At 72.1% G+C, this 11,738-nt stretch carries 7 protein-coding genes; all 7 read right to left on the bottom strand.

What is annotated here, in order from left to right:
* Nucleotides 1–57: 57 nt before the first annotated feature.
* The gene (gene rho / locus ACIBD9_RS19215) at nucleotides 58–2,271 is read right to left on the bottom strand and encodes a transcription termination factor Rho (RefSeq protein WP_396719347.1); all 2,214 of its coding nucleotides are present in this window, start codon (nucleotides 2,269–2,271) and stop codon (nucleotides 58–60) included.
* 297 nt (nucleotides 2,272–2,568) lie between these two features.
* On the bottom strand, nucleotides 2,569–3,513 hold the full coding sequence (gene thrB / locus ACIBD9_RS19210) for a homoserine kinase (RefSeq protein WP_396719345.1): 945 nt from the start codon (nucleotides 3,511–3,513) through the stop codon (nucleotides 2,569–2,571).
* Between the two features lie 64 nt (nucleotides 3,514–3,577).
* On the bottom strand, nucleotides 3,578–4,822 hold the full coding sequence (locus tag ACIBD9_RS19205) for an MFS transporter (protein ID WP_387168631.1): 1,245 nt from the start codon (nucleotides 4,820–4,822) through the stop codon (nucleotides 3,578–3,580).
* A gap of 11 nt (nucleotides 4,823–4,833) precedes the next feature.
* Complete coding sequence (locus tag ACIBD9_RS19200; protein WP_396719343.1) at nucleotides 4,834–5,670, bottom strand: polysaccharide deacetylase family protein; 837 nt, start codon at nucleotides 5,668–5,670, stop codon at nucleotides 4,834–4,836.
* 141 nt (nucleotides 5,671–5,811) lie between these two features.
* Entirely contained in the window at nucleotides 5,812–9,090 is a 3,279-nt protein-coding gene (locus ACIBD9_RS19195) for an efflux RND transporter permease subunit (RefSeq protein ID WP_396719341.1), read from the bottom strand.
* 141 nt (nucleotides 9,091–9,231) lie between these two features.
* Complete coding sequence (gene thrC, locus ACIBD9_RS19190; protein ID WP_396719339.1) at nucleotides 9,232–10,281, bottom strand: threonine synthase; 1,050 nt, start codon at nucleotides 10,279–10,281, stop codon at nucleotides 9,232–9,234.
* Nucleotides 10,282–10,420: 139 nt separating this feature from the next.
* Nucleotides 10,421–11,731 carry a homoserine dehydrogenase gene (locus ACIBD9_RS19185; protein WP_387169506.1) on the bottom strand — a complete coding sequence of 437 codons (1,311 nt, stop codon included), beginning with the start codon at nucleotides 11,729–11,731 and terminating at the stop codon, nucleotides 10,421–10,423.
* Nucleotides 11,732–11,738: the final 7 nt, after the last annotated feature.

The following is an 11,738-nucleotide window of genomic DNA, read 5'->3' as shown; positions in this document are numbered from 1 at the left end:
CATGACGAAGGGGCACGGCCGAGATGGCCGTGCCCCTTCGTCGTCACCCGGGGAGGTTTACTCCCCCGGCGTCGACTTCGCGATCTGCATCAGGAACTCGATGTTCGTGCGGGACTGCTTGAGCCGGTCCAGCAGAAGATCCATCGCGGCCTGCGAGTCCAGCGAGTGCAGCACCTTCCGGAGCTTGTGGATGATGGCCAGCTCTTCCGGTGCGAGCAGGACCTCTTCCTTACGCGTACCGGACGGGTTGATGTCGATGGCCGGGAAGGTCCGCTTGTCGGCGATCTTCCGGTCCAGCTTCAACTCGGCGTTACCGGTGCCCTTGAACTCCTCGAAGATGACCGTGTCCGCCATGGACCCGGTCTCCACCAGCGCCGTGGCGATGATGGTCAGCGACCCGCCGTTCTCGATGTTGCGGGCCGCGCCGAGGAAGCGCTTCGGCGGGTAGAGCGCGGTGGAGTCGATACCACCCGACATGATCCGGCCGCTGGCCGGCGCCGCCAGGTTGTACGACCGACCGAGCCGGGTCACCGAGTCGAGCAGCACGACGACGTCGTGCCCAAGCTCGACTAGGCGCTTGGCCCGCTCGATGGCCAGCTCCGCCACCGTGGTGTGGTCCTGCGGCGGACGGTCGAACGTGGCCGCGATGACCTCGCCCTTGATCGACCGCTGCATGTCGGTGACCTCTTCGGGCCGCTCGTCCACCAGCACCACCATCAGGTGGCACTCCGGGTTGTTGCGGGTGATCGCGTTCGCGATCGCCTGCAGCACCATCGTCTTACCCGCCTTGGGCGGAGACTGGATGAGTGCCCGCTGGCCCTTGCCGATCGGCATGACCAGGTCGATGACCCGGGTGGTCAGGATGTGCGGCTCGGTCTCCAACCGCAGGCGCTCCTGCGGGTAGAGCGGAGTGAGCTTGTAGAACTCCGGACGACGCCGCGCCTCCTCCGGCTCCATCCCGTTGATCGTGTCCAGCCGCATCAGCGGGTTGTACTTGTCGCGCCGCTGGTCGCCGCTGTTGCCGCCCTCGCGGGCCGCCCGGACCGCACCGGTGATCGCGTCACCGCGGCGCAGGCCGTACTTCTTGATCTGGGACATCGAGACGTACACGTCGTTCGGGCCGGCGAGGTAACCGGTCGTCCGCACGAAGGCGTAGTTGTCGAGCACGTCGATGATGCCGGCCACCGGGACGAGCACGTCGTCCTCGTTGACCTGCGGCTCACGCCCGCCGGTGTCGGCACCGGTCTCGGTGCGCTCGCCGCGCCCGCGGCGACGGTCCCGGAAACGGCTGCGCCGGCCGCGCCGGCCGCCGCCCTCGTCGTCGTCGTCGCTGTCCCGCTCGGCCCGCTGACCACGGTCGTTGCGGTCGTTGCGGTCGTTGCGGTCACCGCGGTCGGGTCGGTCGTTGCGCTCGGCACGCTCGCCACGATCGGCACGCTCGCCACGATCGGCACGCTCACCCCGGTCGTTGCGCTCGCCACGATCGGCACGCTCACCCCGGTCGTTGCGCTCGCCACGATCGGCACGCTCGCCACGATCGGCACGCTCGCCCCGCTCACCCCGGTCGGCACGCTCACCCCGGTCGGCACGCTCGGTCCGCTCGCCGCGATCGGCACGCTCGCCCCGGTCGGCACGCTCGGCGCGCTCCGGACGCTCGCCCCGGTCGGTCCGCTCGGCGCGCTCCGGACGCTCGGCCCGGTCGCGGCGGTTCTCGCCACGGTCGGCCCGCTCGCCGGCTTCCGCCTCGTCGGTACGCGTCGTCTCAGTCGCACGCGTCTCAGTCGCACGCGTCTCAGTCGCACGCGTCTCGGTCGCACGCGCCTCAGCGGGGCGCGCTTCGGTGGCACGGGCCTCCGCCGTTGCGGTCCGGCTCCGCCGGGTGCGGCTACGGCCCTCGGTCTCGGCGGCCGGCTCGGCCGGCGCCTGCTCGGCACCGCGCCCCTCGGCTGCCGGCCGGTCGGCGGTCTCCCGCACCTCGGCACGCACTCCCTCACGGGTCGGGGCGGCCGCGGCCGCGGCCGCGACCTCGGCCCGTGGTCGAGGGGTCCCGGCGGCGTTGCCGCCCTGCCGCTCGGAAATCGCGGCGATCAGCTCGCCCTTGCGCATGCGAGCCGTGCCGGAGATGCCGAGCGACGCAGCCAGGCTCTGCAGCTCTGGCAGCAGCATCGCCGACAGACCGGTGCCGCTACGCCGACGACGGGCGGGAGCGGCGGCGGTGGCATCGCCAGCGACGTTGGAAACATCCGACGTCACGTCGGTGGTGTCGCTCAATGGATTCCTTCCCTCGATAAGGCCGGGACTGCCCGGAGTCGGAGCTCAGGTGGCCGGGCGGCCTCGGTGCACCCGCCTCGCAAGGACGCGTCGCGGGAGTCTGTGACACAGCAGCCGGTCGGTATCCCGACTCACCAACGTCGGTGAGCAGGTCTCGCCGTCTGCGGCGACCTGTGGAAACTGCGGTGCGGCGTGGGCCTTTGGCAGGGGTAGACGGGCTGACCGCCGAGAGCTTCGGGGGTGCGCCGCCCCGCAGGAGATCGCGTGCTTCGCGGCTGTGCTAGGTCTAGAGCGTAATCAACTCTTCCGACCTGCGGCAACAGGGTCCCGCTCGGCGTGTCCAAGTCTACCCCGCGCGACCCGCGCGCCGCTGACGTCTATCGGTAACTGCCAGATCTCCCAGTCTGTTCCCACTGGGAAGCCCGTTGGCGGCTCGCTGAGCGCCAGGACGGTGGGCCCCGCCCCACTGACCACAGCTGCCACACCGACCCCTCGCAACGCGCTGACCAGGGCAGATGTGCCGGGCATCCCGGCTGCGCGGTAATCCTGGTGGAGCCGGTCGACGGTGGCCGGCAGCAGCAGGGTCGGGGCCGTGGTGAGCGCGTGCACCAGCAGCGCGGCCCGCCCCGCGGTCAACGCGGCGTCGCCATGCGGCACGGTTGCCGGCAGAGCCGCCCGCGCGGTCGCGGTCAAACCGCGCTCCGACGGGACGAAGACGGTGGGCCGCACCGCGTCGGCGACCGGCAGCGACACCGCCCGGGCACCGCCCGGCTCGGACCAGGCCACGGTGAACCCGCCGAGCAGGCACGGCGCCACATTGTCGGGGTGGCCCTCGATCTCGGCGGCCAGCCGGAGCGCGCCGGCGTCGTCGAGGCGGTGCTCCCCGTCGGCGACGAGGGCACGGGCCAGCAGCACCCCGGCGACGATCGCGGCGGACGAGGAGCCCAGCCCGCGCGCCTGGGGGATCCGGTTGACGCACTCCACGCTCAGCCCGTCGGGGTGGGCCCCGAGCACGTCGAACGCGGCGCGCATGGCCCGCACCACCAGATGCCGGTCGTCGTCGGGCAGCTCACCGGCCCCCTGCCCGGTCACGGTCACCCGGACACCGCCCGACCCGACCTCGGCGGCCACGTCGTCGTAGAGCCCGAGGGCGAGACCCAGCGCGTCGAAGCCCGGGCCCAGGTTGGCGCTGGTCGCGGGAACCCGGACCCGGACCGGCCCGGCGGTGAAGTTCGTCGGCACGCGCTCATGCTAGGGCTCGGCACCGACGAACCGGCGCCGCGCCCGCTGCCTGGGACCGCCGAGTTCAGCCGGTCGGGTCCGGGACCGGCTCGGCGGCCGGATCGGTGAGCGAGAGCCGGCGGGTGGCGATCCGCCAGCCGACCGCGTACACGAGGGTGATCAGACCGCAGCCGGCGAGCACCACCCGTTCGTCGACCGTGTCCACCACCAGGGCCACCGCCAGTTGGCTCACCGAGATCGCGAGCGTCGCCAGCATCATGTCGGTGGCGAAGACGCGGCCCCGCAACCGGTCCGGGACTTCGCCCTGCAGAGCGAAGTTCGACATCACCCAGTTGCTGCCACCCGCGAAGTGCGCCACGAAGACCAGCAGCAGCACCAGCGGGAACCAGCGCACCACCGAGGTGCCCAGGTAGGACAGGCCGTAGAGCGACATGGACAGCGCGAGCCCGGGCAGCAGCCAGGCCCGGTTGGTCAGCACCCGGCGCATCAGGATCGGCCCCACCAACGCTCCCGCGCCGCGTACCGCGAAGAGCAGGCCGGCGCCGAGCGGGCCGACACCGTACACACCGGCGAGCAGCGGAAAGACGGTCAGCACGCCGTTGCCCAGGCCCACCGCCGACTTCACCGTGACCAGGGCGAGCACCCGGGGGCGGTGACCGATGTAGCCGAGCGCCTCGCGGACGGCCGACCAGGTCCGCTGGGCGGGTTGGTCGGCGTCCCGGGGCGCCTGCAACGGCCGGCGGATCCGGGTGGCGAGGCCGGCGGCCACCGCCAGGCCCGCCGCCGCCACCCAGAAGCAGACGTACGGGCCGGCAGCGGTGCTGAGCACGCCGCCCAGCGAGGCACCGACCACGGTCATGGTGCCCCAGGCCGAGCCGGCGACGGCGTTGCCCGCGGCGAGTTCGTGCGGCTCCAGCACGTTGGGCAGCGCGGCCTGGGCGGCGGGCGAGTAGAACGCCTTGGCGACCGCCACCACGCCGATCGCGACAAGCGCCAGCCACGCCGTCCCGGCGTTCCGCACGCCGAGCAGCAGCAGTACGCCCGCCAGCGCGGCCACGTTCGCGGCGATCATGATCTTCCGGCGGTCGAAGCGGTCGGCGATCGTGCCGGTGTACGGCAGCAGCAACGCCACGATGCCGGTGTCCACCGCCAACACCAGCGCGCCCCAGACGCCGCTGCCGGTCAGGTGCGGCAGCAGCACCAGCAGCGGCACCATGACGAACCAGTCGGCGCCGAAGACCACCAGCTCGGCGAAGAACAGGTTGCGGAAGCTCCGATTGCCGGTCAGAACCGAGAGGGTGGACGCCACGGAGCGCGACCCTACCCCGTCGGTGTCGGACCCACACCCGCTCCCAGCAGCGCCGAGACCGTGACGAATGTGTAACCGCGCGACCGAAGCCCGTTGATCATGTCGGTCAGGCCGCGCAGTGCGACCAGTCGCCGCCGCGCCCCCACATCGTGGCCCAGCACGATCGTTCCCGGTCGGACGTCGGCCACGATCCGCTGGGCGTGGCCGGCCGGATCGCCGGGGAACTCGCGCTCCACCATCTGCAACGACCAGAGCACCAGCCGATAGTCCAACCGGGCCGCCGCGTGCAGCACCGCCCCGCCCAGGTGGCCGTACGGCGGGCGGAGGAGCGCCGGCGGCGCGCCGGTCAGCTCGGTGATGGCGTCGTGGCTGCGGCGCAGGTCGTCGTACGCCTCGGCGGTGTCCATCTCGGCCAGGTCCCGGTGGTCCCAGCTGTGGTTGCCCACCTCGTGCTCGGCGAGCCGGTCGCGGACGACGTCGGCGTGCCGGCGGACCTGCGCCCCGACCATGAAGAAGGTGGCCGGAACCCGGTGCTGGGCCAGGGTGTCGAGGACCATCGGGGTCCACTGTGGTGCGGGGCCGTCGTCGAAGGTGAGGGCCACCAGGCGCTGGTTGGTCCGCCCGGACCAGAAGACCTCCAGCGCGCCGGGGCCGACATCCTGCTGGCCGTTACCGAAGGTGGTGCTGGCCGAGCCACCGGCGATCGGCACCCGATGACGGGTGATCCAGCGCGCCTCGGACGTCCCCGCGCCGAGGGCCACACCGCCCGCCACCAGCAGGCCACCGCGCAGCAGGTCGCGTCGACCCCACCCGCGCGCGCCCTCGGCCATCCGTCCGCCCCGCTTCACCCACACCTCCCGCCCACCCACGAGGAGTATGCAAGAAGTTACACAAAGTGCGGGTCCGTCGAGTCGGAGTGTTTTCGGTCGGATAAAGCCTGAACGCCCCCGGCGAAAATCCGCCGGGGGCGTTCCGAACCGCGTTCCGACCTACTCGGTGGGCTCCGCCGGAGGCAGCGGCGAGGTGCGGCTACGGGGCAGCCGCAGCACCTCGAACTGGTCCGTGCCCTCCACCAACGCGGCCGACGGCGCGGGTCGGCCGGCCGGCTGCGCACCCTCGGTCGCAGCCGGGGCGGGCGCGCCGCTCGGCACCGCGACCTGGTTCGGGGCTGGCGCCTCGTCCGTCTCCGTCGCGGTCACCGTCGACCCCCCGGAGCGCCGCCGTGCACGCCTGGCCCGCAGGGACTCCTTGGTGTGCTCCACCATCGAGTACAGCGTCGGCACCAGGATCAGCGTGAGCAGCGTCGAGCTGAGCAGACCACCGATCACCACGACCGCCAGCGGCTGAGAGATGAATCCGCCCTCACCGGTCAACCCGAACGCCATCGGCAGCAGCGCGAAGATGGTCGCCACCGCCGTCATCAGGATCGGGCGCAGCCGGCGACGGCCACCTTCGACCACCGCCTCCCGGACCCCCATGCCCTGCGCCCGGTACTGGTTGATCAGGTCGAGCAACACGATCGCGTTGGTCACCACGATGCCGACCAGCATCAACACGCCGATCAGCGCCGGCACGCCGAGCGGCGTCCCGGTGACCAACAGCAGGCCGATCGCACCGGTAGCCGCGAACGGGATGGAGATCAGCAGGATCAGTGCCTGGGTGAGGCTGCGGAACGTGGCCACCATGATCAGGAAGACGATCGCGATGGCGGCCAGCACCGCCAGGCCCAGGTCCGCGAAGGCATCCGCCTGATCCGCGCTGACACCACCGATGGTGAAGCTCGCGCCCGGCACGTTGATGCCGTCCAGCCGCTTCTGCAACTCCTTGCTGGTCGCGCCCAGGTTCGAGCCGGTCGCCGCGCCGGTAACCGACACGCTGCGCTCACCGTCGATCCGGGTGACCTGCTGCGGACCCTCACCCTGCGTGACGTCCGCGATGTCGTCCAGCTTGACCGGACCCACCGGCAGCGCCCGCAACTCCTCGACGGTCACCGGCGGCTGCGTGCCCAACCGCAGCACCACGTTCTGCTGCTGACCGTCGAGCGCGACCTGGCCCAGCGGCGCTCCCCGGAACGCCTGCGACACGAGCTGCCCCACGGCGGCCTCGGTGAGCCCGACCCGACCGGCGGCGACCCGGTCGACCGTCACGTCGACCCGCGGCACCCGCGCGGCCAGGCTGGTGGAGACGTCCTCGACGTCCGGCACGCCGGCCATCGCGGCCCGCGCCTCCTCGGCGGCCCGGGTCAACACCTCCGGGTCGCTGGCCTGGACGATCACCTCCAGCTGGCTGGTCGACGCCTCCTGCCCGCCACCGAAGCTGATCTCACCCACACCGGCGCCGAGCTTGTCGAACTCCTTGCGCAGCACCTCACGCATCTGCTTGGCGTCGGTGTCACCGTCGAGCGCCAGCGACCAGCTGGCGACGTTGTTGCCGCCGCCGCCCGCCCACGGGTTGTCCCCACCGCCCGCGGTCACCTGGTACGTCTCGACGCCCCCGGTGCGGGACAGCACCGACTCGACCTGCTTGGCCGCCGCGTCGGTGGCCGCCAGGCCACTGCCGGCCGGCAGCTCCTGGCTCATGTTGAGGGTGTCCTGGCCGGAGTCGTCCAGGAAGTTGGTCTCCAACTTCTGCGCCAGACCGAACGTGCCGAAGAGCACCAGCAGGCCGAGCCCGACGGTGATCCAACGGGTCGACCGCTTGCGGGTGGCGAACCCGATCACCGGCAGGTACGCCCGCTGCAACGGGCTGCGCAGCTCCTTCTCCTCGGCGGCGTGCCGTACCGCCTCGTCGTCCGCGGTGCCGCCGCGCGGCTTGAGGAACCAGTACGCGAGGACCGGGATCACGGTCAGCGACACCAGCAGCGAGGCGAGCAGGGCCACCGTCACGGTGATCGCGAACGGCGCGAAGAGCTGGCCCACGAACCCGCCGACCAACGCGATCGGCGCGAACACCGCCACCGTGGTGAGGGTGGACGCGGTCACCGCACCGGCCACCTCCCGGACGCCGGTGATGATGGCGTGCCGCTTCTCCTCGCCGTACTCCAGGTGTCGTTTGATGTTCTCCAACACCACGATCGAGTCGTCCACCACCCGACCGACCGCGATGGTCAACGCGCCGAGGGTGAGCAGGTTGAGCGAGTAGTCACCGATCCACAGGGCGATCAGCGCCACCAGCACGGAGAGCGGGATGGAGACCGCGGTGACCACCGTCGAGCGCACCGACAGCAGGAAGACCAGGATGACGATGACCGCCATCACCAGGCCCAGCAGGCCCTCCGTGGTCAGCGACTCGATCGACTTCTCGACGAACGGCGCCTGGTCGAAGACCACGGTCAGCTCCGCGCCGGAGGCGTCCTTCAGGTCGTCGAGCCGGTCGCGGATCTCGTGCGAGATCTGCACGGCGTTGCCGTCCGGCGCCGCGGTGACCGCGATACCGAGGCTGTCCTTGCCGTTGGTGCGGGTGATCGCCGTGGCCGGTGCGAGCTGCTGCTCGACCGTCGCCACGTCACCGAGGCGGACGGGTGCCGCAGCCGGGGCGACCACGATGCCGCGCAGCTCCTCCAGGGTGTCGATCGGCGTGCCGACCTGCACCGGGAGGGCCAGCGAACCGTCGGTCACCGCGCCGGCCGGAACCGCCACGCCGTTGGTCTTCAGCGCCGCGCCGATCGCCGTCGGCTGGATCTTCGCAGCGGCCAGCTTCGCCGGGTCCGGGGTGACCACCACGACGTCATCGCGGGTGCCGGTCACCTCGACCGTGCGTACCCCCTCGATGCCCTCCAGCTCCGGCACCACCGTGGCGCGCAGCTTCTCCGCGAGCGCCCGCTCGTCCGCCGCGCCGGCCGCGGCCAGCACCACCGCCGGGAGGTCGTCGGTGCTACCCGCGATGACCTGCGGGTCGACGCTCTCCGGCAGCTGGGCGTCGATCCGGCTCAGCGCGGTCTGCATCTTGTTGACCACGTCGTCGAGGTCGGTCCCGAACTCGTACGTCACCTGGACGGTGGCCGCGCCCTCGCGGGACGTGGAGGTGACCTTGTCCAGCCCGGGGATGCCCTGGAGGGCGTTCTCGATCGGCTCGGTCACCTGGGACTCGACGATCTCGGGGCCGGCGCCTGGGTAGGGGGCCACGATGAACGCGGCCGGGAACTCGAGCGACGGCAGCAGTTGCTGCTTCAGCGACGGCACGGCGAACGCTCCGAACACCGTGGTCACCACCGCGATGAGGGCGATCAGCCCTCGGTTGGCGAGGCTGAATCTGGCGAGCAGCGACATCGGCCTGGCTCACTCCTGAACGAGAATGCGGGCGGGGATACCCGAAAGTGTGCCGGACTCGCATACCTCGACCCCCGCCGCCCCCGGGCCGTCCCGCGGGCCGCCTACCCGCCGTCGATCACCACCCGGACGGTGGCGCGTTCAGGCCAGGTCGAGGGCGCGGGCCGCGGCCAGCGGGTCGTTCGCGATGGTCAACGGCGCCGGCGCGGTCGAGATCGCCCACTCCGGGTCCTTCAGCCCGTGGCCGGTCACCGTGCAGACCACCGTGGAACCGGGCGGCACCGCGCCCGCCGCGGCCTGCTGCAACAGGCCGGCCACGCTGGCCGCGCTGCCCAGCTCGACGAAGACCCCCACCTCACGGGCGAGCAGCCGGTACGCGGAGAGGATCTCCCGGTCGGTCACCGACTCGATCAGGCCCCCGGAGGCGTCCCGGGCATCCAGTGCCTTGGTCCAGCTCGCCGGGTTGCCGATCCGGATCGCGGTGGCGATGGTCGACGGCTCCGGCACCACCTGGCCGGTCACGATCGGGGCCGCCCCGGCGGCCTGGAAGCCGTACATCTTCGGCGTCCGGGTGGTGGCGCCGGCGGCCAGCTCCTCCGAATACCCCATCCAGTACGCGGAGATGTTGCCGGCGTTGCCGACCGGCAGGCAGTGGATGTCGGGCGCGTCACCGAGCGCCTCGACGATCTCGAAGGCGGCGGTCTTCTGGCCGTGCAGCCGGTCGATGTTGACCGAGTTGACCAACGCGACCGGGTAGTCCTGGGCGAGCTTGGCGGCCGTCGCGAGGCAGTCGTCGAAGTTGCCACTCACCTGGAGCAGCTTCGCGCCGTGCACCAGCGCCTGGGCCAGCTTGCCCAACGCGATCTTGCCCTGCGGCACCAGCACGGCGCAGGTCAACCCGGCCCGGGCCGCGTACGCCGCGGCGGAGGCGCTGGTGTTGCCGGTGGAGGCGCAGATGATGGCCTTGTTGCCGGCCTCGACCGCCTTGGACACCGCGAGGGTCATCCCCCGGTCCTTGAAGGAGCCGGTCGGATTGGCGCCCTCCACCTTGAGGTGCACGTCGCAACCGAGCCGGGCGGACAGCACCGGCGCCGGCAACAGCGGGGTGTTCCCCTCGTGCAGCGTGACGACCGGCGTGGCCGCGGTGACCGGCAGCCGATCCCGGTACGCCTCGATCAGACCCCGCCACATGTCGTTCTCCTCGCCTCTACCGCCGCGCCCACCCGAGCATCAGGGCCACCCTGGACCAGCCTGCCGCAGTGGTCGATGGCACACCCCGGCTTACCCACCTGGCGGGACGCGCGAGTCGTCCCGTCGATGATGCAACGACTCAGGCGTCGCCCTCGACCCGCAGCACACTGGTCACCGACCGGACAATGTCCAGACCACGCAGCTCGCCGACGGTCGCGGCGAGCGCGGCGTCCGGCGCCACATGCGTCACGATGACCAGCTCGGCGTCGCCGTCACGGCCCGCCGGCCCGCCCGCCGAGCCCTGCCGCACGGTCGCGATCGACACGTCGTGCCGGGCGAACACGCTCGCCACCGACGCCAGCACACCCGGGCGGTCGGCCACGTCGAGGCTCACGTGGTAGCGGGTCAACGCCTCACCCATCGGCCGGACCGCGAGGTCCGCGTACGCGCTCTCGCTGGCCGCGCGCACCCCGGCGAGTCGGTTGCGGGACACCGCGACCACGTCACCGAGCACCGCGCTGGCGGTGGGCGCGCCGCCGGCGCCCCGACCGTAGAACATCAGTTGCCCGGCCGCGTCCGCCTCCACGAAGACCGCGTTGAACGCGTCGCCGACGCTGGCCAGCGGGTGGCTGCGCGGGATCATCGCCGGGTGCACCCGCACGCTGACCGTCTCCCGGCCGGTGGGGTCGACGCCGCGGGCCGCGATGCAGAGCAGTTTGATGGTGCAGCCCATCGCCTGGGCGCTGGCCATGTCCGCGGCGGTCACCTCGGTGATGCCCTCGCGGTGCACGTCGGCGGCGCCGACCCGGGTGTGGAACGCCAGGGAGGCGAGGATCGCCGCCTTCGCCGCCGCGTCGAAGCCCTCCACGTCGGCGGTCGGGTCGGCCTCCGCGTACCCCAGAGCGGTGGCCTCTTCGAGGGCCTCGGCGAAGCCGGCGCCGGTCGCGTCCATCGCGGAGAGGATGAAGTTGGTGGTGCCGTTGACGATGCCGGTGACCCGGTTGATCCGATCGCCGTGCAGCGACTCCCGCAGCGGGCGCAGCAGCGGGATGGCCCCGGCCACGGACGCCTCGTAGTAGAGGTCGCCGCCGCCCTCGGCGGCCGCCTCGTGCAGGGTCACGCCGTCCTCGGCGAGCAGCGCCTTGTTGGCGGTGACCACGCTCTTGCCGGCGCGCAGCGCCTCGACCAGCCAGCTGCGGGCCGGTTCGATGCCGCCGATCACCTCGATCACGACGTCCACGTCGTCGCGCTTGATCAGGCCGAGCGCGTCGGTGGTGAACAGGTCCTCGTCGACCGGCAGGTCACCCCGGTCCCGGCCGAGCCGACGGACGGCGATGCCGGCGATCTCCAGCGGAGCGCCGATCCGCGCTGCCAGGTCGGCCGACTGCTCGTGCAGCAGCCGGACCACCTCCTGGCCGACCGTGCCGCAGCCGAGCAGCGCCAAGCGCACAGGTGAC

The organism is Micromonospora sp. NPDC050784, from assembly GCF_044456765.1.
GTDB lineage: Bacteria > Actinomycetota > Actinomycetes > Mycobacteriales > Micromonosporaceae > Micromonospora > Micromonospora foliorum.
The sequence above is the reverse complement of the archived record's forward strand: the minus strand, read 5'-3'. Positions and strand labels throughout refer to the sequence as shown.